General features: G+C 56.1%; 19 protein-coding genes and 2 pseudogenes. 17 read left to right on the plus strand and 4 right to left on the minus strand.

Annotated features, from left to right (window positions below; translation table 11 throughout):
• Positions 1-59 precede the first annotated feature (59 nt).
• Both N6V40_RS03305 and N6V40_RS03310 read left to right on the plus strand, forming a co-directional pair.
• Positions 60-1,151 (plus strand): Gfo/Idh/MocA family oxidoreductase, encoded by a 1,092-nt coding sequence (locus tag N6V40_RS03305; protein WP_131089556.1) that lies wholly within the window; start codon positions 60-62, stop codon positions 1,149-1,151.
• Positions 1,148-1,939, plus strand: coding sequence for a TIM barrel protein (locus N6V40_RS03310; protein ID WP_262199000.1), 792 nt, complete (start codon positions 1,148-1,150; stop codon positions 1,937-1,939). The genes N6V40_RS03305 and N6V40_RS03310 overlap by 4 nt, the downstream gene beginning before the upstream one ends.
• Positions 1,940-2,006: 67 nt before the next feature.
• On the opposite strand, the gene iolB is transcribed toward N6V40_RS03310, so the two are convergent.
• On the minus strand, positions 2,007-2,909 hold the full coding sequence (iolB, locus tag N6V40_RS03315) for a 5-deoxy-glucuronate isomerase (protein ID WP_131089554.1): 903 nt from the start codon (positions 2,907-2,909) through the stop codon (positions 2,007-2,009).
• Between the two features lie 31 nt (positions 2,910-2,940).
• A pseudogene (locus tag N6V40_RS03320) lies at positions 2,941-3,680 on the minus strand (GntR family transcriptional regulator).
• 360 nt (positions 3,681-4,040) lie between these two features.
• Between N6V40_RS03320 and N6V40_RS03325 the strand changes: the two are divergent.
• From N6V40_RS03325 to N6V40_RS03350, 6 genes are all read left to right on the plus strand, one after another.
• Complete coding sequence (locus tag N6V40_RS03325) at positions 4,041-5,150, plus strand: Gfo/Idh/MocA family protein (RefSeq protein ID WP_315973761.1); 1,110 nt, start codon at positions 4,041-4,043, stop codon at positions 5,148-5,150.
• A gap of 103 nt (positions 5,151-5,253) precedes the next feature.
• Positions 5,254-5,622, plus strand: a complete 369-nt coding sequence (locus N6V40_RS03330) for a LacI family DNA-binding transcriptional regulator (RefSeq protein ID WP_262199002.1) — start codon at positions 5,254-5,256, stop codon at positions 5,620-5,622.
• Positions 5,623-5,642: 20 nt separating this feature from the next.
• Positions 5,643-6,257, plus strand: a complete 615-nt coding sequence (locus tag N6V40_RS03335; RefSeq protein ID WP_262199003.1) for a LacI family DNA-binding transcriptional regulator — start codon at positions 5,643-5,645, stop codon at positions 6,255-6,257.
• 220 nt (positions 6,258-6,477) lie between these two features.
• Positions 6,478-7,473, plus strand: a complete 996-nt coding sequence (locus N6V40_RS03340; RefSeq protein ID WP_262199005.1) for a sugar ABC transporter substrate-binding protein — start codon at positions 6,478-6,480, stop codon at positions 7,471-7,473.
• Between the two features lie 75 nt (positions 7,474-7,548).
• Positions 7,549-8,613: an ABC transporter permease gene (locus N6V40_RS03345; RefSeq protein WP_131089549.1), complete on the plus strand. Its 1,065-nt coding sequence runs from the start codon at positions 7,549-7,551 to the stop codon at positions 8,611-8,613.
• Between the two features lie 15 nt (positions 8,614-8,628).
• On the plus strand, positions 8,629-9,525 hold the full coding sequence (locus N6V40_RS03350) for an ATP-binding cassette domain-containing protein (RefSeq protein WP_396268290.1): 897 nt from the start codon (positions 8,629-8,631) through the stop codon (positions 9,523-9,525).
• Positions 9,526-9,589: 64 nt separating this feature from the next.
• Here the strand turns inward: N6V40_RS03350 and N6V40_RS03355 are convergent, their stop codons facing one another.
• Positions 9,590-10,591, minus strand: a complete 1,002-nt coding sequence (locus N6V40_RS03355; protein ID WP_131089547.1) for a Gfo/Idh/MocA family protein — start codon at positions 10,589-10,591, stop codon at positions 9,590-9,592.
• Between the two features lie 28 nt (positions 10,592-10,619).
• Complete coding sequence (locus N6V40_RS03360; RefSeq protein ID WP_262199008.1) at positions 10,620-11,504, minus strand: sugar phosphate isomerase/epimerase family protein; 885 nt, start codon at positions 11,502-11,504, stop codon at positions 10,620-10,622.
• A 514-nt stretch (positions 11,505-12,018) separates the two neighbouring features.
• Between N6V40_RS03360 and N6V40_RS03365 the strand changes: the two genes are divergently transcribed.
• The 9 genes and pseudogenes from N6V40_RS03365 (at position 12,019) to mmsB (ending at position 22,993) form a co-directional block, all read left to right on the plus strand.
• Complete coding sequence (locus tag N6V40_RS03365) at positions 12,019-13,494, plus strand: sugar porter family MFS transporter (RefSeq protein WP_262199009.1); 1,476 nt, start codon at positions 12,019-12,021, stop codon at positions 13,492-13,494.
• 285 nt (positions 13,495-13,779) lie between these two features.
• The gene (locus N6V40_RS03370; RefSeq protein ID WP_262199010.1) at positions 13,780-14,496 is read left to right on the plus strand and encodes a LacI family DNA-binding transcriptional regulator; all 717 of its coding nucleotides are present in this window, start codon (positions 13,780-13,782) and stop codon (positions 14,494-14,496) included.
• On the plus strand, positions 14,478-14,780 hold the full coding sequence (locus N6V40_RS03375) for a substrate-binding domain-containing protein (RefSeq protein WP_262199011.1): 303 nt from the start codon (positions 14,478-14,480) through the stop codon (positions 14,778-14,780). The genes N6V40_RS03370 and N6V40_RS03375 overlap by 19 nt, the downstream gene beginning before the upstream one ends.
• 164 nt (positions 14,781-14,944) lie before the next feature.
• Positions 14,945-16,557 (plus strand): annotated as a pseudogene (locus N6V40_RS03380) (xylulokinase).
• Between the two features lie 74 nt (positions 16,558-16,631).
• Positions 16,632-17,309 (plus strand): L-ribulose-5-phosphate 4-epimerase, encoded by a 678-nt coding sequence (locus N6V40_RS03385; RefSeq protein ID WP_396268616.1) that lies wholly within the window; start codon positions 16,632-16,634, stop codon positions 17,307-17,309.
• A gap of 7 nt (positions 17,310-17,316) precedes the next feature.
• A complete protein-coding gene (gene araA, locus N6V40_RS03390; RefSeq protein ID WP_262199013.1) occupies positions 17,317-18,828 on the plus strand; it encodes an L-arabinose isomerase in 1,512 nt (503 codons plus the stop codon).
• Between the two features lie 184 nt (positions 18,829-19,012).
• Positions 19,013-20,185: a multiple monosaccharide ABC transporter substrate-binding protein gene (gene chvE / locus N6V40_RS03395; protein WP_131089541.1), complete on the plus strand. Its 1,173-nt coding sequence runs from the start codon at positions 19,013-19,015 to the stop codon at positions 20,183-20,185.
• Between the two features lie 91 nt (positions 20,186-20,276).
• Entirely contained in the window at positions 20,277-21,815 is a 1,539-nt protein-coding gene (gene mmsA / locus N6V40_RS03400; protein ID WP_262199014.1) for a multiple monosaccharide ABC transporter ATP-binding protein, read from the plus strand.
• Positions 21,812-22,993 (plus strand): multiple monosaccharide ABC transporter permease, encoded by a 1,182-nt coding sequence (gene mmsB / locus N6V40_RS03405; RefSeq protein WP_131089539.1) that lies wholly within the window; start codon positions 21,812-21,814, stop codon positions 22,991-22,993. Before mmsA ends, mmsB begins: the two co-directional genes overlap by 4 nt.
• Positions 22,994-23,089: the final 96 nt, after the last annotated feature.

The raw sequence follows: 23,089 nt of genomic DNA on the forward strand, positions 1-23,089 counted from the left end.
TATCTAGTGTGCCATGATTTTTCTGAACACCATATCTAGAACGTTCTAGGAGAATCTTCATGGCTTACCAATCATTGCCAGAAACCGTTGCCCAGCCATTGCGTATTGCCGTCATCGGTACCGGCTGGATCGGCGCATTCCACGCCCGCACCGTGGCACAATACCTGCCCGACGCACAGCTGCATGTTGTCGCTGATCCTGCACCAGGGCGCGCTGCACAACTGGCCGCGGAACTCGGCTGCACCAACTACACCGAAGACATCGCCGATGTTTTTGCTGACGAAACCGTGGACGCCGTGGTCATCGGCGCGCCTTCAAGCTTCCACGCGTCCCTGATCGCGCAGGCCGCAGCAGCTGGCAAACACATTTTCTGCGAGAAGCCAGCTGCCCACGCCTTGGCTGACCTTGATAGCGCACTGCAGGCTGTCGATGACGCTGGTGTCTTGCTGCAGATCGGCTTCAACCGACGCTTCTCGCAGGACTTTGCCGCCGCCGCAGAACAGGTTAATTCCGGTGCTATCGGCACCCCGCAGCTCTTGCGTTCGCTGACCCGTGACCCAGAAGTGGCCGGTGGATTGCCCAATGCCGCAAAGATCCGCTCCCACGTGATCTTCACCGAGACGCTGATCCACGATTTTGACACCTTGAACTGGCTGAACCCGGGTGCCGAAGTTGTAGAAGTTCACGTCATGGCCGACGCCTTGGTTGCACCAGAGCACCGTGACACCGGATTGTTGGACACCGCGGTGGTCACCATGCGCTACTCCAACGGCGCGATCGCTGTGGCTGAAGCGAACTTCTCAGCCAGCTACGGCTACGACGTCCGCGGAGAAGTATTCGGTTCCAAGGGCATGGTTCAGGCAGGCAATCCGGTACAGGTAGCAGCTTCAAGCTTCGACGCTCAAGGTGCCCACGCTCCGACCGAGCGACTGAACATTGAACTCTTCGCTCAGGCCTACCGTGATCAGCTTTCGATCTTCACCCGCAAGATTCGTGGCTTGCGCGAAGGCAGTGCCGATGCGGCTCTGGCTGTGCCAACGGGCACCGATGCTCGTGCGGCCCTGCGTGTAGCACTGGCCGCCTTAGAGTCTTCCGAAACCGGGCTTCCGGTCAAGCTTGAGTCAGCAACTCGACTCGCGGTGAACGCATGAGTGCGCAGCTAGCAGTCTGCGCGGAAATGGTCTTCCTGGACCTACCGCTGCTGGAGCGAGTCAAAAAACTTGATGAAGCCGGCTTTGAAATTGAACTCTGGGATATCCGAGATAAAGACCTTTCAGCCTTAGCGGCCACCGGCGCTCGCTTCGGCTCCATGACAGGCTACAGCGAAGGTAGCTTGTGCGATGCAAGCGGTGCGCACGAAGTAGTACGCACCGCCAAAGAATTGATCCCGGTAGCCAAAGAACTAGGCATTAATCGTCTGGTGGTGCACTCGGCCCAGCTCGTTGACGGCCAAGCAGCAACCCCGCGGTTCCGCGCTACTGGTGACATGTGGTTGACCGCAGTGAAAACCCTAGAAGAATTGGGACGTCTGGGTGCGGAGCATAACGTGACGTTTATGCTGGAGAATCTGAATACGATTCTTGACCACCCCGGCATCCCACTAGGGCGAGCTAAAGACACGTTGGCACTGGTCAAGGCCGTTGATCACCCCAACGTCAAGATGATGCTTGATCTTTATCATGCGCAAATTGGCGAGGGGAACCTCATCGAACTGGTGCGTGCGGCCAGCCCTTATATTGGCGAGATTCAGGTCGCGGACGTTCCAGGACGCTGCGAGCCTGGCACCGGGGAGATCAATTATCAAGCCGTAGCCAAGGCACTAGCCGAGCTACGGTATTCCGGCCCAATCGGCATGGAAGCCTATGCCAGTGCGGATTCCGAAGGCGCTCTTGCGGCTTTCGCTCAAGCCTTTGAACCACTGGTGCAGCACACCAGCTAATAGACAGAACGAAGCGGCGGCTACCGGGACAACCGGTAACCGCCGCTTCGCTGTCTGACTTTGTGGACTACGCTGAGGGGCCAAACGGTAAGCGTGGATCCATGCTCTGGGAGTCCCAGGTCTGGCGGATCCAGCCGTGGTGTGGGTCATCGCTGATGAGCCAGTCTCGGACTCGTCCGGGCCCAGCCATAACGTTCAGATAGTAGAGGTCGTAACCAGGGGCCGCCATCGCTGGACCGTGCCAGCCATAGGGAACCAAGACAACATCGCCGGTGCGAACCTCTGCATTAACGTCGATGGGACGCTCGTCCGAGGCGTAGACGCGGGCATATCCCACGGGGTCGGTTTCCTGTGGGGCTGGCATATCTCGGGCTAGCTGAGTTTCGAAGTAGTAGATCTCCTCGAGGCTAGTCTCGCCTTCTTTTTCCTCATCGTGCTTATGTGGAGGGTAGGAAGACCAGTTGCCGGCCGGGGTGATAACTTCACAAACAATAAATCGGTCAGCTTCCAGGGCAGCTGGAGTTCCGAAGTTGTGAACCTGACGGGAGCAATTGCCAGCTCCGCGCAGTTCCACCGGAGTCTGCTCAGCCTTGATCAAACGCGTTGGGTACGACTCTTTGGCCGGGGCCAGGGTGATGGCGACGCGGCCACCCTGTGGAGCGCTGATGCTCAACGCCGTATTGATGCCTGTGTAGAGCACGTCTGCGGGGCCCGCGAATACCGAGGCGCGACCGGTGAGAACATGATCCTCGCCGTCAATGCTGACGGTGAATGACTCACCGGAGAGTGGAACCACGATGCGTTCTTCGCCCGCTGCCTCCAACCGGATCGTTTGTCCGACAGCCAGCTCGGTCACCTTGAGCCCAGTATGGGCCCAGCCGTCAACGCGCGTGGCGGAGTCGTGGGCACCAAGTGAGATGCTCCATTCTCCATCGGTGGCGGAACCTGCAGGGTAGATCCAGTCGGTCATTCTTAGTCCTTTCGACGGCGGTGTCAGGTGCTTAGCGTTGCACCAAGGTCATTTCAAAGCTGTATGCGTCAGCGCGGTAGACGTGAGACCCCGTCTCAACGTTGCGACCAGTGTCATCAACAGCCGTGCGCTGCATGGTGACTAGGGCTGATCCGGCCTCCGCATCCAAGGCTTTCGCTTGGATATCATCGGCAGTAGTTGCACCAATGCGCTGTTGTGCGAGTCGGAAATTAACACCCGCATCACGCAAGAGTTCGTATAGCCCATGGGCGCGCAGTGACTTTTCGTCAAGCTCAACAATGTCGTCGCGTACCCAGTTTTCCATCAAGGCCAGCGGGCTGCCGCCGGCCGAACGCAGACGGGTGAAGTGATAGACCGAAACATCCTTGGGCAAGGAGAGCAATTCCTGGATCTGCTCTGGAGCCGGAATATGTTCAAAGCTGAGCAGAGTAGTGGAAGGCTTCTTCCCGGCGCGCTCAAGGTCATCATTCAAGCTCGAAAGTTCAAGGTGCCTACGGATCTGACTGGAGACAACCTGTGTTCCCACACCGCGCTTGCGGACCAAGAGTCCGGACTGGACGAGGTCATCCATGGCCTTGCGAATGGTGGGGCGAGATAATCGCAGTCGCTGGGCCAGCTCAATTTCGTTTTCTAGTCGAGTGCCCGAGGCGAGAGAACCATCGCGGATGGCACCTTCGATGCCCTGCGCTACCTGGTGGTAGAGGGGATTGGTGAAGATCGATCGATCTTGATGCTCAGTGGTGTGCTCACAATTGCTCCTTGTCGGCGACCTTGTGGTTATATGTCGCCTTGACAGGACAAACTATATAGGAAAGTTGAGCCTTTGGGCATCCCTTGAGTGAAAATCCGCGTGATCTAAAGCTTGGGGCCTCTTTCCGCGCCATGCCTGCTTCCTGATCAACTGTAGATCCTGAGATTAAAAGTGGTCTATGACTAGGAAATTTGGACAGCATCGTTTGCTTGTCCAATTGTCCTGACAAGAAATCTTCCAAAAATCGTTGCCTGCGAATCGAAAGGGAGCATATGGTTTTTGGAACGGTCCAAAAAAGGATGCCCGTCGAGGCACCACGAACATTTCGGCGCACGTCGCCAGGATAAGAGGAGAAGTTCATGAACAAACAGCGCACCATTGGAGTTGGGCTGATCTCGGTGGGATGGATGGGGAAGCTGCATGCTCGCGCGTACAGTTCAGTTCCCTATGTATATCCGGAATTGGGTATCAAACCACGGCTGATTGTTGCTGCGGATACCCAACAATCGCGGGTGGACTACGCGGTGGACACCCTTGGCTTTGAACGTGGAACTTTGGATTACCACGAGGTACTGGCCGATCCCGAGGTAGACGTTGTATCCATCTGTGCACCCAACTTCCTGCACGCGCAGATGGCCATTGCCGCGGCTGAGGCGGGCAAGCATTTCTGGATCGAAAAACCAGCGGGCAGGAGCCTGGCTGAGACGCAGTCCATTCAAGAAGCGGTAGCCCGCAACGGCGTTGAAACCTCCGTTGGGTTCAATTACCGTCATGCCCCTGCTATCGAACGGGCCCGAGAATTGGTGCGTGATGGTCGGCTGGGTGAAATCACCAACGTTCGCGCCAGCTTCCTTGCTGGCTATGCGGCTGATCCGCGGGCGGCATTATCTTGGCGCTTCAACCGAGAGCTTGCCGGTAGCGGCGTACTTGCTGACCTATTTAGCCATGCGGCTGACCTGTGCAGCCATGTTGTAGGTTCCATCCAGAGCATTTCAGCCTCAACCAATGTCATGATTCCCTCCAGGCCAAAACTGTCGATGGGTCAAGGCACGCACTTTGATCTGATTGAAGGCGGTGAGATGGGTGAGGTGGAAAACGAAGATTATGCTGCAGCACTTGTTCGGTTCAACCCAGCAGGCCTCGCGCAGCGCACCATTGGAACCATTGAAGCTTCCCGTGTGGCTGTTGGCCCACAGTGCGGTTATCGTTTGGAAATCTATGGCACTGAAGGCTCGGTTAAGTGGGACTTTGAGCGCATGAATGAACTTGAAGTGGTCCTTGGGCGAAGCAATGAAGAGCAGGGATTCACCACGGTGATTGGTTCGCCAAAGCATGGAGAGTATTCACGGTTCCAGCCTGGTCCGGGCAATGCCATGGGCTTTGATGACCTGAAAATTATCGAAGCCAAGAAGTTCCTTGTCGCAGTGTGTGGAGGGAGAAAACGAACTCCACCATTGCTGATGCCGTAGCCGCGGCTGCCCTCGTTGACGCTGCTGAAATTTCCGCGTCCACCGGCCAGTGGCAACAAATGAGCTAATCAGCGCAGGACTAGAAGGAGCACGACTAACTGCCATGTCGCAGACGCCAAGTTCTCGCCCAACCATCCGTGATGTCGCCAAGCATGCGGGGGTTTCTAAGTCCCTCGTATCCTTGGTACTCTCGGATCCGAGCAAGGTCAGTTCACTACGGCGCTCAAGAGTTGAAGATTCAATTCGTGAGCTCGGCTATCAACCCAATTTGGCTGCCCGCTCTCTAGTCTCCGAAAACCGTCATGCCATTGGCGTGGTCTTGGGCGAACTGCATAATCCGTGGGTACTGGAAGTTGCTGAGGTGGTGCGTGAGCAGTTGCAGGCCGCAGGGTTTGACGTGTTGTTCAGTGCCGCCGCCATTCATGATGGGCAAGGCATTGGACCGGCGGAACTCAAGCGCTACGCGATTTGAGAGTCAGTGGAATCCTCGTTGTGGGTTCCGCTGACGACGCGGTGAGCTTCGAATCTGTACTGGGTGAAACACCTGCGGTATTTGTTGGTAGTGGGCGCGAATCGCAAGCGAATACCGCGGTGGTCTCCGTTGATGATGCGCAGGGATTTGACTTGGTGATAGATCACTTGGTGGGTCGTGGTCATGTGCAAATTACCCATATTTCCGGTGGTGCTGGTCCAGTGGCTGCACTGCGCGAGTCTGCCTATCATCGGGCCATGCAACGGCATTCGCTGAGTCAGCATGTGCAAGTAGTTGAAGCTGGCCCGAGTCTCCAATCCGGATACGAATCCGTGCGGCAGATATTGGCTTCTGGTGCGCGGCCTGATGCGCTGGCTTGCTTCAATGATTTGTGTGCCTTTGGTGTGATTCAGGCCCTGGATGAGGCCGGCGTAGATACTGCGGTGACCGGCTATGACAATATTTCTTTGTCATCATTGAAAAGAATTTCACTGACTAGCGTCGACTCGGATTTTCAAGATATGGGTCGCAGCAGTGCCCGGCTCTTGCTTCAGTTAATGCGCAATCCACACGGAAAATTCTCACGTCAGTTGATGATTTCTCCGCGACTTATCGTGCGATCTTCCTCCCAGTAGCAGCACCTAAATCGCGTTCTTTCCGGTGTCAAGTCAGGGTGTCTGATGGTGCCCAATCTCGTAATCACATCCTTATGTCTTTACAAAGTCTTGACGGATTCGATTCCGTCGCGCAGACTTTAGACATCTTGTGACTCGGATCACGAAATTCTTGAACAAACGGCTCGCCCACGGGGATGTATGGGGTGCGCCGGTGGATTCCTGAAGGGGAAAAATGAATATGGGAAAGCCTATGTGGCGCAAACTCGCAGTGTCGCTAGTTATCGTTCCGGTTCTTGGACTTGCAGCCTGCTCTTCCTCGGGTGGACGAGCTCCAGAGCCTGAAAGCAATTCAGCCGCTGGGACCGTCGCAACAACCGATCGCATCAAAATCGCAGTGATCACCCACGCACCTCCAGGAGATACCTTCTGGGACATCATCCGCAAGGGCGCCGAAGAGGCTGCCGCCAAAGACAATGTTGAATTGCAGTACCTGGGTGATCCTGACGGTGGACGTCAATCCCAGCTGATTGAGCAGGCAATCGATCAGGGCGTGGACGGCATCGCCGTCACCCTAGCCAAACCAGATGCCATGGCCGGTGCGCTGAAGAGGGCCTCCGATGCAGGAATCTCCATCGTCAGCCTCAACGCTGGTGAAGACCGATTTAAGGAGTTGGGAGCATTTGCCCACTTCGGTTCGGATGAGAAGCTTGCCGGCGAAGCTGCCGGAGAAAAGCTCAAAGCGGAGGGCATCAAAAAGCCAATTTGTGTCATTCAGGACCAAGGGCACGTTGGTCTTGAAGCACGTTGTGCCGGTGTGAAAAAAGTCGTTCCAGGCACCGAAGTGCTCTACGTACAGGGCACCGATATGACTCAGGTTGAGTCCACAACCACAGCCAAGCTGCAGGCTGACAAGCAAGCTGATGCAATCATCGGATTGGGCGCCCCAATCACGATGACTCTGCTCAAGGCCAAGGCGACGGCAAATTCTGAGGTTGCGGTAGCTTCCTTCGACATGAATTCGCAGTTGGTAGGAGAAATCACCAAGGGCAACGTGCTGTTCACGGTAGACCAGCAGCCATGGTTGCAGGGCTACATGGCAGTTGACTCCCTCTGGCAAAACAAGCGTGGCGGTTTCACCATCGGAGGTGGCAAAGCAACTTTGACCGGTCCGGCCATCATCGATAAGGCCGTGGCAGAAAACATCACCAGTTTCGCCGAAGAAGGCGTCCGCTAGCCACGTCCCGCCGTTACGCGTCGCGCTGCAACTTTTAGCAGCGCGACGCGTAGCTAGGACACGGAGGAAAAACTCATGTCATCAATAACAGCTTCACCTTCGCATAAGAAAAAATCTGCCACGACAGATGAGCGAGTCGGCAAGAAGAGCACCCTGTCGATTCTTCTGGGCCGACCAGAAATCGGTGCCCTCGTGGGAGCCGTCGCACTGTTTATCTTCTTCGCTATCGTTGCGCCGGTGTTCCTATCGCCGGCATCCCTAGCTACGGTCCTTTACGGTGCATCAACCATCGGCATTATGGCCGTTGGTGTGTCACTGCTGATGATCGGTGGCGAATTTGACCTGTCTACCGGTGTCGCCGTGATTTCATCGGCACTGAGTGCCTCGTTGGTCTCCTGGTATTTCGGGCTCAACGTCTGGGTTGGCATCGTGGTTGCGCTGCTGGTTTCAATGCTCATCGGATTCATCAACGGAATTATCTTGATCAAGACAAAGTTGCCTTCGTTCATTGTGACGCTGGCGAGTTTCTTGATGCTCACAGGACTGAACCTCGGGCTTACCCGCGCCATCGGAGGATCCGTTTCCTCACCTTCCATTGCGAATATGGAAGGCTTCCAAAGCGCTAAAGCGGTGTTTGCTTCATCCGTGAATATCGGGGGCATCGAGGTCAAGGTCACCGTATTCATCTGGTTGGCCATGGTTCTTATCGCTTCCTGGATCTTGCTGCGCACCAAAGTTGGAAACTGGATCTTCGCCATTGGTGGCGACGAAAAAGCGGCCCGTGCTGTCGGTGTTCCGGTAGTTCGCACCAAGATTGGCCTGTTCATGGCCGTCGGATTCTGCGGTTGGGTGCTGGGCATGCACAATCTGTTTGCCTTTGACTCGGTGCAGTCCGGTGAAGGCATTGGTAACGAATTCCTTTACATCATTGCCGCAGTAATCGGCGGCTGCCTGCTGACCGGTGGTTACGGTTCTGCCATCGGTGGCGCCATTGGTGCCTTCATCTTTGGCATGGCCAACAAGGGCATCGTCTACGCCGAATGGAACCCAGACTGGTTCAAGTTCTTCCTGGGTCTAATGCTGCTACTGGCCACGGTTGTAAACATCGTGGTGAAAAAACGCGCGGAATCCAGCAAGTAGGAAGCCAAGGACAAAATGATGAAGACTCGAAAGAACAAAAAGACCGAAGAGCTCCTCGAAAAGCTCGAACCCAAAACAAGTGACAACTTGCTGACCTTCAAAGGCGTTGGTAAGCACTATGGCAGCATCATCGCCCTGCGTGATGTGGACATGGTGGTGGATCCAGGCAAGGTCACCTGCGTGCTCGGCGACAACGGAGCCGGCAAGTCCACGTTGATCAAGATCATCGCCGGGCTTCACCAACACGACGAAGGTGAATTTATGCTGCACGGTTCGGCCATCAAGCTCAAGAGTCCACGCGTTGCGTTGGATGCCGGTATCGCCGCCGTGTACCAAGATTTGGCCGTGGTTCCACTCATGCCGATCTGGCGTAACTTCTTCCTCGGATCGGAACTGACCACCGGTGTCGGCCCTTTCAAGAAGCTTGATGTGCAGAAGATGAAGGACATCACCAAGCAAGAACTCTCCGACATGGGGATCGATCTGCGAGATGTGGAGCAGCCTATCGGCCAGCTCTCCGGTGGTGAACGACAGTGTGTAGCCATCGCCCGTGCAGTGTACTTCGGTGCCAAGGTCTTGATCCTTGATGAGCCAACCGCAGCCCTTGGAGTTAAGCAGTCCGGCGTGGTGCTGCGTTACATCCTGCAGGCCCGCGACCGTGGATTGGGCGTCATCTTCATTACGCACAACCCGCACCACGCTTATCCGGTGGGCGACTCGTTCTTGCTGCTCAAGCGTGGTCGTTCTATTGGTTACTACTCCAAGTCGGAAATCACCGTCGGAGAGCTGACCGCTCAGATGGCCGGTGGTGCCGAACTAGCCGAGCTGGCTCATGAGCTTGAACAGCTTGGTGGGCACGATGAAGAGCTATCTGAGGCAGAGGCGGGCGCCACACCTCAGACAACAGCTTAAGAGAATCAACAGGTAAGGCCTGGGCTTCACTCTCGTGAAGCCCAGGCCTTACCTGTTGTCGAGATTAGAGCGAGTAGTCAATCACTTCGCTACGCCCACTGGCCACAGAACGTACTGCAGCCTGAGCGATGGCTTGAGATTTGAGCCCCTCACGCAACGTGATCGGAACTTCTAGGTCTTCTTCTAGTGCCTGAACGAAGGCACCCAAGCTCGCTGCATAGGTTGGCTGAACCCTATCGAACCAGTTGTTGTGCAAGCCATGGCTTTGCCTTTTCTCGCCGTGAAACAGCGTGACATTGCCGGAAGGATGCCGTTCAGATTCGACCATTCCCTCTGAACCTAGTGCTTCGATTCGTTCGTCGTAACCGTAGTTGGTATGTCGCACACAATCGATTTGCGCCAGTGCCCCGTCACCGAAGAGCAATGAACTAATGGAAGTATCAACATCACCGAATTCGGCAATTTCAGGGGCCGTTAGCGCGGAGCCAAAAGCGTGCATCTGGACGGGGTCCTGTCCGGTGATCCACCGAGCCAAATCGTAAAAATGCACCGCTTGATCACGGAACTGACCACCGGAGGTTCTCAGGTAGTCCACCGGTGGCAATGCCGGTCCACGGGAGGTCAGCTGAAGAAGCGAGATATCGCCAATCTTTCCCGTGCGCACACAGTCTTTGAGTTCTGCGTGGGCTCGGTCAAAGCGTCGATTGAAATTCACCATGGCTTTAATGCCGGAACGTTCAACGTAAGCAACCGTGGATTTGGCAGTCTCCAAATCCAGATCGATGGGCTTTTCTACTAGCGCCGCCAAACCGGCATCGGCGGCAAGCTTAAGATTCTGCGCATGAGAATCCGTTGACGACGCAATGAATACTGCATCAAGCTCGCTATCGCTAAAAATCTGATCAAGACTCTGGGCGACCCCGGCCCCATGCTGATTGGCCAACATTGCAGCACGTTGGGTATCAAGGTCGTAGACCCATCTGAAGTCAACATTTGGGTTTGAAGCCAGATTTTGCGCGTGGACCGAACCGATAAAGCCAGCGCCGATAAGGGCAAATCGTTGCATTGCAGGTTCCTTACTGAGGTATTCGTGCTTAGGAAATCATGATGTCGAGCAGGTTGCGCATGGTGCTGGCGACCTTGTGGAAGTCGTGTTCATTGGCGCGATCCGAGAACATTTCCGAGACCCACCAGCCGTCGTAGCCGGTGGACTTCACCGCATCCACCCACTGTTGCAATGGGATGGCACCGCCACCGATCACCACATTGCGGTGCACATCTTGGGTGGGGACATCGCGTTCGCGATCTAGATCTAACCCGTCTGAGATATGGACCGCTTTGATGAGTTCCTTAGGAAGGGCCGCGACCTCTTCCAAGGTGTCACCAACGGTCCAGAAGTGCCACGTATCTAGGGCGATACCGACGTTATCCTGGCCGGACCGTTCAATAATTTCTAGGGCTTGGCGGCATCGGTTGATGTTGGACCATGCCAAAGGTTCTAGGTAGATCTCTAGTCCGTGCTCGGCGGCGATTAGTGCTGCCGCCGAGACGTTATCGGCTGCGATGTCAAGTGCTTGCGATTCTGATAATCCAAGGGTTCCGCGGTAACGCCCATCGGAGGCCGCGAGGCTTCCGGACTTGAAATCCTTAACCACGTTCCAGTCCACGGGTCCGGTACACATTTGAAGGATTGGTGCTCCGACCACGGTCGCGATTTCGGCCATGCGCCTGACTTCCAGAAGCATTTCTTCCCGTGCCGTGCCCTGACGTTCGAGGTCGAGGACTGCACCAATTCCGGTAACTTCAAGGCCGGTAAGCATGTCTGGAAGCGTGTGTACCGAGTAACCAGCGTCGAGATAGCGGTAGAGCTTTGGACTCTGTAATTCGATGCCACCGAATCCTGCCGACTTAGCTGTTGCGATATCGGTGGCCACGTTTCCATAAAAACTTGTGGTGACGTTCATGGACAGTTTTGCCATGGGTCCTCCTTGACTTTGGCAGCGATTACTTGAGGATCATATGTACAGTTGTCAGTACAAAGATTATTATGAATCTTATGCCCAGATGCCACCGGAAAGATAGACACTGATGAGCAATCTTTTGCTGGAACTGAGTGAATACACGCGGTGACAGATAATTCATGCGATCGGGTATCTGAAGGACGAGTTTGCACCCGAGGAGCGCAGCAGTTAGATCTTTGTTCCGGTTTCGCCACAGTGAAATCTAGTCATCTCGATCTCCGCGCGATCAAGGCAGGGGCAGTGAGTTTGGACGGGCCTGCGTTCGATGAAACTATTAGGGTTGGGCGAGACTGGGAAAACCATCCGTCGGTGAAGATCAGGGTCATGCTGAATGTTGCACAACAGGGTATTCAGACGAAAAGGTCAATCCTTCCCGCCCTTGTTGCACCGAGAGAAAACGACTGGATCGCAGAGGATCCAGTGAACGCCACAGGCCGACCACGCTTTTCTCCGGGCCGTCCGAAGGAGTTTTATGTCCAGTTCGCAGAATCTTGCTGCCGAATCGAGTCTGCCGCGGCTGACTAAGGGCCCGCATTCCAAGCGTTTGGGACTCATCTCGATTGTTGCTTGCTTTGGTGGACTGCTCTTTGGCTATGACACCGGCGTTGCCAACGGTGCTGAAGGTCCCATGGCCGCGGAGCTTGGCCTAAACCTCTTGCAAGTTGGCGTTGTGATTAGCTCTTTGGTCTTCGCCGCCGCACTCGGAGCGCTCATCTCGGGTCAGATCGCCGATTCGTGGGGCCGGCGCAAAACTATCGTCGCACTGGCCATCTTGTTCTTCATTGGAACCCTTTTTGTGGTCTTCTCTCCTGCGGGCCCAGAATCAGGAACCTTCTCTCTAGCGGGGTTCAGCGTTCTGGTCGCCGGACGCATCATGCTTGGCCTGGCCGTGGGTGGCGCATCCACCGTGGTGCCTGTTTACCTGGCAGAACTGGCTCCCTACGAGATTCGTGGTTCCATTACCGGTCGTAACGAGCTAGCTATCGTTGCTGGTCAGCTTGCTGCCTTCGTGATGAACGCTATTTTGGGCACCTGGCTTGGCGGAAGTATGGACGGTGTCTGGCGCATCATGTTCTCTATCTGTGCGTTGCCAGCCCTGGTTCTGTTCTTCGGAATGTTGCGCATGCCAGAATCTCCTCGATGGCTAGTCGAGAAGGGGCACTACGACAAGGCACTCGGTGTGCTTAATACTGTCCGTTCACCTGATCGAGCGCTCGCCGAGGTGCAAGAAATTCAGATCGTAGCCGAAAGGGAACATCTGAAAAATAAGCCCGTAGGTATCAAGGCGGTGTTGACCAACAAATGGCTGATGCGCATTGTTTGTGTTGGTATCGGCGTTGCAACGATGCAGCAGCTCACCGGCATTAACTCGATCATGTACTACGGAACACGAGTGCTGGAAGAAGCGGGCATGACCGCGCAACAGGCGGTCTTGGCCAATATCGCTTTTGGCGTCGTTGCTGTGATTGGTGGCGTGATTGCCCTGCGCAATATGGACCGTCTTGATCGCCGCAAGACCTTCATTATTGGTCTGTCCTTGACCACCACGTGCCACTTGTTAGTAGCCTTCGCCAGCATGGTGCTGCCCGTGGGAAACGCGCTACGCCCAATTGTCATTTTGATTCTGGTCGTAGCTTTTGTGGCCTCAATGCAAACTTTTCTGAGCGTTGCCGTGTGGGTTTGGCTAGCTGAAATCTTCCCGCTGCACATGCGTGGTTTAGGCATCGGTATCTCGGTGTTCTTTGGGTGGGGCACCAATGGTGTGTTGACGCTCTTTTTCCCATCGTTGGTATCCGGTGTTGGGATCACTGGCTCCTTCTTTATCTTTGCAGGTGTTGGCGCACTGGCGCTGTGGTTCGTGGCTACCCAGGTTCCAGAGACACGTGGACGCACCCTCGAAGCACTCGAAGAAGATGTCTCCAACGGAGCGATTTACCAGGCTCGGTAAGTTCTCAACACGGCCGAATGTGCAGATCCGGACTTATTAATGCGTCCCGAGAATCAAGACTTCTATCTAGACGCAGGCTCAGGTAAGTCAAGAAAAATACCCGAGATCTAGAGGATACTGGCACGTAAATAGACGTATGCCCGATATGGCATATACTCATGTACCGGATTTTAGAGGTCGGGTTTGCCCTGCGCGACAGTAGTCAAAGCGCTGGTCTTTGCAATAATGACCGTTGTGAACATTGCTCAGCCCGGTGAAGGGCACCCAAGTAACAGGCCCCCGTCAATGGCGGATGTGGCGGCCCTGGCAGGGGTGTCGCACCAGACTGTCTCGCGCGTGCTCAACGACCACCCAAATGTCAGAGCCGGAACGCGTGATCAGGTGATGGAAGCAATCCGTCAGCTTGGATATCGTCGCAATCGTGCTGCCCGCGCACTTGCCACATCGCACTCCAGCACCATTGGCATTTTGACCATTGGTAGTGAGTTTTTCGGACCGCAATCCACCGTCCTGGCCATCGAAGCTGCTGCCCGCGCGCAAGGCTACTTCGTGACCGTGACCGCACTGGATCGCTATGACGCCCACAGCTCGACTGAAGCTTTGAATCACTTGGTTGACCAAGGTGTGGATGGCGTGGTGATGGTTGCGCCGTTCGAAAAGGTGATTGACGCCCTGGATGATGCGGCGCTCAAAATTCCGGTGGTGGTTATCGCGGCTCGCACCACTGTGCCCGAATCGGATCCGGCCCATTACGTCTATGTTGACCAGCGTGAAGGCGCGCGCATAGCTACCGGCCATCTCTTGGCTTTAGGTCACCGCAAAATCGCACATGTTTCTGGGCCAACCGGCTGGTTTGACGCCACTGAACGCCAAATCGGCTGGCAAGAAAAATGCTGGAAGCTCAAGCTCCGGTCATCGAAGTGCCTGCCGAATCATGGTTGGCACCTAGTGGTTATGAGGCGGGCAAGAGGCTGGTTGATTCGGTGCGCGCTGGGGAAGTGACCGCAGTATTTGCCGCCAATGATTATCTGGCCACTGGCATCTTGCGCGCCTTCTGGGAAGCCGGAGTGGAGGTGCCAACGGACGTCTCGGTGATTGGTTTTGACGATCTGCAGATTTCTAATTTCCTCATCCCATCACTGACCACTGTTCGCCAGCCATTTAGGGACGTTGGCCACGCAGCACTCACGGAATTGCTCGAAGGTGTCACCGCCGATAAAACCCCAAAGGTGATCGCTCCAACGCTGGTCATTCGCGCAAGCACGGCACCTCCAAAGTCTCAGTAATCGTCTTCTAGTTGCCAGTATTTTGAAATCCGGTGTTGCGCATCACAAATTGTTAGCGCTAACATTGCATCGAGGTTCTGTTCTGCTCGACGCTGTTTTTTCACGCATCGAGCAGCGGACGATGGCAATGGCGCTGCTCAACGAGCTGTGCGAACGGAGAATTCATGGCAACACAGCTCAACGGGTCAACGGCCCGAGAGATCATCACCAACGGTCAGGCCGTGCTGGGCATCGAGTTCGGTTCAACGAATATCAAAGCCAGCCTGATTGGTCCTGATCACCAGCAGCTAGCCAGCGGCAGCCACGCGTGGGAAAACCAGTACCAAAACAAAAACTGGACCTACTCCCGCGAAGCGATCATTGCCGGACTTCAAGATTGCATGGCCCGGGTGCTTACCGATGTCCAAGCGCGTCACGGGGTACGTCCAACGCAGCTTGGATCCATCGGAATATCTGCCATGATGCATGGCTACCTAGCCTTTGATTCCGAAGGTGAATTGCTTGTCGACTTCCGCACCTGGCGCAACACCTCGACCGCCGAGGCTGCCGCCAAGCTCAGCGAAGAACTGAACTTCAACATCCCGCAGCGCTGGTCCGTAGCCCACTACTTCCAAGCACTGCTTGACCACGAAGATCATGTCCCACAGGTAGCTCGCCTGAACACTCTGGCCGGGTTCGTTCACGAGCAATTGACCGGAAAATTTGTGCTTGGCGTGGGCGATGCAGCAGGAATGTTCCCCATCGACTCAGCTACCGGTAGCTACGACGCCAGCATGCTGGCCAGCTTCGACGCCCTAGCGCAACAGCAAGGTGCTACCGGTTCACTTCTTGGTCTATTGCCTCAGGTCTTGCCTGCTGGCGGCGATGCTGGATCACTCACCGAGGCCGGGGCATTACTGCTTGATCCCACCGGACAGCTCAAGCCAGGAACCGCATTGTGCCCTCCGGAAGGGGATGCCGGAACAGGCATGGTCGCCACCAATTCCGTGGCAGTGCGCACCGGCAACATCTCGGCCGGCACCTCCATTTTTGCCATGGTGGTTCTTGATGCTCCATTGACCGAGGTGCACCACGAAATCGATGTAGTCGCCACCCCGGACGGAAGCTCAGTGGCCATGGTCCACTGCAACAACGGGGCCAGCGAATTTGCTGCCTGGGCCCAAGTTTTCGGACAGTTCGCCCAAGCCTTAGGACACAAGGCCGATGAGAACACGGTCTTCGAAACCCTCTTGGGTTCAGCCCTCGACGGAGCCGCAGATGGTGGCGGACTTTTGGCCTACAACAACCTATCCGGCGAACCGGTGGCGAACTTGGCAGAAGGTCGCCCAGCGATTCTGCGAACACCGGATTCAACGCTGAATCTGGCCAACCTCATGCGCGTTCAGGTCTACTCCATGTTTGCCACCCTCAGCCTTGGCATGCGTGTCTTGGCCGCCGAAGGAGTTGAGGTCAAACAGATGTTTGCCCACGGCGGCATCTTCCGCACCCAAGGTGTGGCCCAACGACTATTGGCAGCCGCGATCAACACCCCGGTACTGGTCGGCGAGAGTGCCGGCCACGGGGAGCGTGGGGCATTGCGGTGCTCGCGGCTTACCGCCGCCGAGTGCTGGACGGCGTGGATTCAACTCTGCCGGAATTCTTAGATTCCGAGGTCTTTGCTGATGCGCGTTTGTCCCTGGCCGAACCGCAAGAAGCGGATCAAGCTGGCTTCGCTAGCTATCTGAATACCTATGAAGCCGGCCTAGAAATTCAACGAACCGCCATCACCGTCATCTAACTTTTGCCTCAGTTTTTGAACGAAATGAGTAATCAATGAATCAACAACTTTCCCTGGAACGCTACCCGCAATCCATGCGCGATGAAGTGCAACGGGTACGTCAGGTTGTTGCAGATCTGCACGCCGAACTCCCGCGTTATGAGCTGGTGGTGTGGACCGCGGGCAACGTCTCCCAACGAGTACGCCATCCAGAAGTGAGCGACGGCAGCCAGGACCTATTTGTCATCAAGCCTTCCGGCGTTGCCTACGACGACCTGACCGCTGAATCTATGGTGGTCTGCACCCTGGACGGTCAGCTTCTTGAGGGTAAACACGCGCCGTCCTCGGACACCGCAGCGCACGCCTACACCTACGAACACATGCCTGAAGTCGGCGCTGTGGTGCATACCCACTCCACCTATGCCACCGCGTGGGCGGCCCGTGGAGAAGAGATTCCCTGCGTGCTAACCATGATGGCTGACGAGTTTGGTGGGCCCATTCCCGTCGGACCGTTTGCGATCATCGGGGATGACTCCATCGGCCGAGGCATTGTCTCCACGCTGCGCGAATCACGGAGCCCCGCGGTACTGATGGCCAGCCATGGACCCTTCACCATCGGCAAAGATGCCCGAGCGGCAGTCAAGGCAGCCGTGATGTGTGAAGAAGTGGCTCGCACCGTGCATATCGCGCAACAACTTGGGGATCCGCAGCCCATCGATCCCGCACAAATTGACTCGCTCTATGAGCGCTACCAGAACGTTTACGGACAGTAAGGACATCATGACTAAGGCATATAACAACAAAGAAATCTGGTTCTTCACTGGAAGTCAGGACCTCTACGGCGAGGAGACCCTACGCCAGGTGGCCGAGCAGTCCACCGAGGTGGCCCGCGGGTTGGATGCTTCCAGCGAGGTTCCAGCAAAGATCATCTGGAAGCCGGTTCTTAAAGATTCCGAATCGATCCGTCGTGCCATGTTGGAGGCCAATTCGGATGACAAGGTGCTTGGTGTCATCACCTGGATGCACACCTTCAGCCCGGCCAAGATGTGGATCAATGGGCTTAAGGCTTTGCAGAAGCCACTGCTACACCTGCACACCCAGGCCAATGTTGAACTGCCTTGGGATTCCATTGATTTTGACTTCATGAACCTGAACCAGGCAGCGCACGGCGACCGTGAATACGCCTACTTGGCTACCCGGTTGGGTGCAGCACGAACCACTGTGGTGGGTCACGTATCCAACCCTGCAGTTGCCCGCCGCGTGGGCACCTGGGTTCGCGGTGCAGCAGGCTTTAATGCCATGCAGAACCTGAATCTGGTCCGCTTTGGCGATAACATGCGCAACGTTGCGGTCACCGAGGGGGATAAGACTGAGGCTGAAATTCGCTTTGGTGTTTCGGTGAACACCTGGGCTGTCAACGACCTGGTTCAGGCCGTTGAGGCTGTGGCTGATTCCGAGATTGATGCACTGGTGGCCGAGTACGAACGCGAGTATGACGTCGTTGAAGAACTTCGTGCCGGCGGGGATCGTCACGAGTCGCTGCGCTACGCAGCGCGTCAGGAAATCGCATTGGAAAAATTCCTCGGCGAAGCCAATGCCATGGCGTTCACTACCAACTTTGAGGATCTCGGTGGACTGAAGCAGCTACCCGGTCTGGCAGTACAGCGACTAATGGGCAAAGGCTACGGCTTTGGCGCCGAGGGCGACTGGAAGACCGCGGTTCTGGTCCGTGCCGCCAAGGTGATGGGCGAAGGCCTGCCCGGTGGTGCCTCGCTCATGGAGGACTACACCTACGATCTAACCGAGGGTAAAGAATTGATCCTCGGTGCTCACATGCTCGAGGTTTGCCCCTCGCTGACTACCAGCAAGCCACGTGTGGAAATCCACCCGCTGGGCATTGGCGGCCGCGAAGATCCGGTCCGCATGGTGTTCAACGCAGATGCCACCCAAGGGGCCGTGGTGGTGTCGATGGCAGATATGCGAGAGCGTTTCCGCCTCACCGCCAACGTGGTGGATGTAGTGACCCCACCGGCTGATCTACCGCACCTGCCGGTAGCCCGTGCGGTATGGAGCCCACGACCAAACTTCAACGTGTCGGCAGAGTCGTGGTTGGCTGCCGGTGGAGCGCACCATACGGTGATGTCCACCGCTGCCGGCATCGAAGCTTTTGAAATTTTTGCGGAAATCGCAGGAACTGAACTGCTGGTCATTGACGAAGAAACGACACGACGAAACTTCGCTGCGCAGATTCGAGTGAACCAGAGCTACTACCGTCTGGCCCAGGGTTTCTAGTTCTTAGCTGATTTTTCAGGGTTTTTTGTGCCTTTCAGGCCCATTCTGTGGGCCTGAAAAACGCAATGAGTAAGGATTCTTAATTTATCTTCAATTAGGGCTGGCCTAACCCGCTATGTTAGCGCTAACATGGTGTGAGCCCCGTCTCACTCGCAGAGTGTGGCACATTTTCAAGGAGGAAAAGATGGCATGGAATAACTGGACCCGCAAAGCTGCGGCGACCATTGGTTCCCTCGCACTGATCGGTTCGCTGGCAGCTTGCGGCGGTAGCGGTGCAGGTGGAGGCGCAGGAGCAGGTGGCGGCGAAGAAACCAAAGCACCTGAGGACATGAAGGTCGGCGTAGCAATGCCAACCGAAACTTCCGAGCGCTGGATCGCTGATGGCAAGGCCGTCAAGTCACAGCTGGAAGCAGCGGGCTACGAAGTAGACCTGCAGTTCGCAAACGATGACATCCCTACCCAGCAGCAGCAGATCGACCAGATGATCACCAAGGGTGATGACATTCTGGTGGTGGCCTCGATTGATGGCACCGCACTTTCCACCCAGCTGCAGGCAGCAGCGGATGCGAATATCCCGATCATCTCCTACGACCGTTTGATCAACGGCACCGAAAACGTTGACTTCTACGTCACCTTCGATAACTACAAGGTGGGTGTACAGCAGGCAACCTCGCTGCTCACCGGCCTAGGCCTGTTGGACAAGGACGGCAAGAAGACCGACAAGAAGGGCCCGATGAACATCGAGCTCTTCGCCGGTTCCATTGATGACAACAACGCACACTTCTTCTGGAAGGGTGCAATGGATACGCTCAAGCCATACCTGGATGACAAGACCCTAGTGGTTAAGTCCGGTCAGACCGACATCCAGCAGGCAGCCACCTTGCGTTGGAGCCAGGAAGAGGCTCAGTCGCGCATGGAGGACTTGATCACCGCTCACTACGCCGGTGGCAAGACCAAGATCGACGGTGTGCTCTCACCATTTGATGGCATCTCGCGCGGTATCATCACCGCACTGTCCAACGCTGGTTACGGCAAGTCCATCAAGGGCGGCCTGCCAATCATCAGTGGCCAGGACGCAGAAATCGCTTCGGTAAAGCTCATTGAAGACGGCGTTCAGTACGCCACCATCTTCAAGGACACCCGCAAGCTGGCTACCCAGGCAGTAGAGGCCGTCAAGGCTTACGGTTCGGGCAACGAACCACAGGCCAACGACACCAAGAGCTACGACAACGGCAAGAAGGTCGTTCCATCCTTCCTGCTGGATTCGGACATCGTGGTTAAGGACAACATCAAGTCCTTGCTCGTTGACTCCAAGTACTACACGGCAGAAGAAGTTAAGGCCGGCCGCAGCAAGTAGTCTCCCACGCCTCGCGCTGGCCGCAACACCCTAGGTGTTGCGGCCAGCAACGGGCAGGGTGCTCACAGCACACACCAAGGACGTCTGCACTATGGACACCACCATCCTGCAAATGCAGGAGATCACCAAGACTTTCCCCGGGGTCAAGGCGCTAGACGGCGTCAACCTCTCGGTCCGCACCGGCGAGATTCACGCCATCTGCGGCGAAAACGGCGCCGGCAAATCCACCCTCATGAAGGTACTGTCCGGGGTTTACCCGCACGGTAGCTACGAGGGCCAGATCATTTTTGAAGGCGAAGAGCTCAAAGCCGCGAGCATCAAGGATTCCGAAGCCAAGGGCATCGTGATTATCCACCAGGAACTGGCGCTCGTGCCTTACCTGTCGGTGGCAGAGAATATTTTCCTCGGCAATGAAACCTCCCGCGGTGGCTTCATCGACTGGAACGAAACCAATCACCGAGCCGCCGATCTACTCAAGCGGGTGGGCCTGGATGAACTGCCCATCACCCAGGTAGGTCAGCTGGGCGTTGGCAAGCAGCAGCTGGTAGAAATCGCCAAGGCGCTAAGCAAAAACGTGAAGCTGCTGATCTTGGATGAGCCAACGGCTGCACTGAACGACGATGATTCCGAGCACCTGTTGAACCTTTTGCGCGGACTTCGCGATCAGGGCATCACCTCGATCATCATTTCGCACAAGTTGGGCGAAATCGAAGACATTGCCAATACCACCACGATCATCCGTGATGGCCAGTCCATTGAAGCCTTGGACATGGCCGACCCGGCATCTAACCAGAACCGCATTATCCGCGGCATGGTGGGACGCGAACTGTCCTCACGCTACCCAGAGCGCGAACCGAATATCGGCGAAGTGGTCTTTGAAGTCCGCGACTGGTCGGTACAGCACCCAGTGCAGCAAGAGCGCACCGTGGTGGACAACGCCTCACTGAACGTGCGTGCCGGCGAAATCGTGGGCATCGCAGGACTGATGGGTGCCGGACGAACCGAGCTGGCGATGAGCGTTTTTGGCCACAGCTACGGCCGCAATATCAGTGGCAGTGTGCTGATGGGCGGCAAGCCGGTGGACACCTCTACGGTAGGCAAGGCCATCAAGGCGGGCATCGCCTACGTCTCTGAGGACCGCAAGAAGTTCGGGCTGAACCTGATCGAAGATATCCGCGTTAACACCACCGCCGCTGGTCTGGGAAAGATCTCCTCCAACGGTTTTGTGAACGGCAACAAGGAAATTCAGATCGCTGAGCATTACCGCCAGTCCATGCGGATCAAAACCCCCAACGTGATGGCCAAGGTCGGAAACCTTTCGGGCGGTAACCAGCAGAAAGTGGTGCTGGGCAAGTGGTTGCACACCGCACCAGAGCTACTGATCCTCGACGAACCCACCCGCGGTATCGACGTTGGCGCCAAATACGAGATTTACACCATCATCAACGAGCTGGCTGCCGCCGGTAAGGCAGTTCTGGTGATCTCCTCCGAATTGCCCGAACTGCTGGGCATCTGCGACCGTATCTACACTCTGGCCTACGGACGAATGACCGGGCAGCTACCGGCAGCCGAAGCCACCCAGGAACGCCTCATGGAACTCATGACCATCGAGAAGGAAAGCACCCGATGACACTCACAACCGAGTTGAAGGATATCTTCACCAAGAACCTGCGCACCTCGGGCATTTACATTGCCTTCGTGCTCATCGTGGTGCTCTTCAGCATTCTGACCAACGGGCTGCTACTGAGCCCCACCAACATCACCAACATTGTCCTGCAGTACTCCTACGTGCTGATCCTGGCCTTGGGCATGATCATCGTGATTGTCGCCGGGCACATCGATCTGTCGGTGGGCTCACTGGTGGCACTGACCGGCGCGGTCTCCGCGGTACTGATCATCAAGCACGATATGCCTTGGTGGGTTGGCATGCTTGCCGGCATCGCCGTGGGCGCCATCTGTGGTCTGTGGCAAGGATTCTGGGTGGCCTATGTGGGCATCCCGGCCTTCATTGTGACCTTGGCAGGCATGTTGCTCTTCCGTGGTTTGACCTACGAAGTGCTTAATAACGTTTCGCTCTCGCCATTCCCTGGTGAGTACGGACAGATCGCCGGTGGCTTCCTGAACGGACTGCTCGGCGGCTACGGTTTTGATACCTTCACCTTGGTGATCGGCGTAATTGCCGTGGCCGGTCTGGTCTACTCGCAGTGGCGCAACCGTCAGGGCCGGATGAAGTACGGCCAGAGTGTTGAGTCCATGGCCATGTTCTTGGGCAAAAACGCGATCACCGCCATCATCATCCTCTGGTTCTTCTGGCAGATCGCTACCAGCCGTGGCATGCCGATTGTGCTGATCATCTTGGCCATTCTGATCCTGGGCTACAACGTACTGACCACACGCACCGTCTTTGGTCGTCACGTCTACGCCATCGGTGGCAACCTTTCGGCAGCTAAGCTTTCGGGTGTGAACGTGAAGAAGATCAACCTATGGATCTTCATCAACATGGGTCTGCTCGCCGGTGTGGCTGGCGTGGTCTTCTCCTCGCGTTCCAACGGTGCACAGCCTGGTGCTGGCAACATGTTTGAGCTGGACGCCATCGCCGCCTGCTTCATCGGTGGAGCATCAACCACCGGTGGTGTAGGCCGAGTTACCGGCGCCATCGTCGGTGGCCTGGTCATGGCGGTACTGTCCAACGGTATGCAGCTGATGGGTGTTGGTGCTTCCAGCCAGCAGATCGTCAAGGGTATCGTGCTGCTGCTGGCAGTAGCCTTCGATATCTACAACAAGCGTCGCGCTGGCGCAGGTAGCTAAGCCACGCAGACCAAGTAAGTGCTCGTTGGGCCCTTCCGCATCGGTGTGGAGGGGCCCAGCGTGTGTCACGACGTTGTCCCGGACTAGTAGAGAAAC

It is taken from the genome of Glutamicibacter sp. M10, from assembly GCF_025452055.1.
In the GTDB taxonomy this organism is placed as follows: Bacteria; Actinomycetota; Actinomycetes; order Actinomycetales; family Micrococcaceae; genus Glutamicibacter.

Coding starts and splice junctions, on each gene's coding strand:
- N6V40_RS03305 (WP_131089556.1), top strand. CDS start 60: ATGGCTTACCAATCATTGCCAGAAACCGTTGCCCAGCCATTGCGTATT.
- N6V40_RS03310 (WP_262199000.1), top strand. CDS start 1,148: ATGAGTGCGCAGCTAGCAGTCTGCGCGGAAATGGTCTTCCTGGACCTA.
- iolB (WP_131089554.1), bottom strand. CDS start 2,909: ATGACCGACTGGATCTACCCTGCAGGTTCCGCCACCGATGGAGAATGG.
- N6V40_RS03325 (WP_315973761.1), top strand. CDS start 4,041: ATGAACAAACAGCGCACCATTGGAGTTGGGCTGATCTCGGTGGGATGG.
- N6V40_RS03330 (WP_262199002.1), top strand. CDS start 5,254: ATGTCGCAGACGCCAAGTTCTCGCCCAACCATCCGTGATGTCGCCAAG.
- N6V40_RS03340 (WP_262199005.1), top strand. CDS start 6,478: ATGGGAAAGCCTATGTGGCGCAAACTCGCAGTGTCGCTAGTTATCGTT.
- N6V40_RS03345 (WP_131089549.1), top strand. CDS start 7,549: ATGTCATCAATAACAGCTTCACCTTCGCATAAGAAAAAATCTGCCACG.
- N6V40_RS03350 (WP_396268290.1), top strand. CDS start 8,629: ATGATGAAGACTCGAAAGAACAAAAAGACCGAAGAGCTCCTCGAAAAG.
- N6V40_RS03355 (WP_131089547.1), bottom strand. CDS start 10,591: ATGCAACGATTTGCCCTTATCGGCGCTGGCTTTATCGGTTCGGTCCAC.
- N6V40_RS03360 (WP_262199008.1), bottom strand. CDS start 11,504: ATGGCAAAACTGTCCATGAACGTCACCACAAGTTTTTATGGAAACGTG.
- N6V40_RS03365 (WP_262199009.1), top strand. CDS start 12,019: ATGTCCAGTTCGCAGAATCTTGCTGCCGAATCGAGTCTGCCGCGGCTG.
- N6V40_RS03370 (WP_262199010.1), top strand. CDS start 13,780: ATGGCGGATGTGGCGGCCCTGGCAGGGGTGTCGCACCAGACTGTCTCG.
- N6V40_RS03385 (WP_396268616.1), top strand. CDS start 16,632: ATGCGCGATGAAGTGCAACGGGTACGTCAGGTTGTTGCAGATCTGCAC.
- araA (WP_262199013.1), top strand. CDS start 17,317: ATGACTAAGGCATATAACAACAAAGAAATCTGGTTCTTCACTGGAAGT.
- chvE (WP_131089541.1), top strand. CDS start 19,013: ATGGCATGGAATAACTGGACCCGCAAAGCTGCGGCGACCATTGGTTCC.
- mmsA (WP_262199014.1), top strand. CDS start 20,277: ATGGACACCACCATCCTGCAAATGCAGGAGATCACCAAGACTTTCCCC.
- mmsB (WP_131089539.1), top strand. CDS start 21,812: ATGACACTCACAACCGAGTTGAAGGATATCTTCACCAAGAACCTGCGC.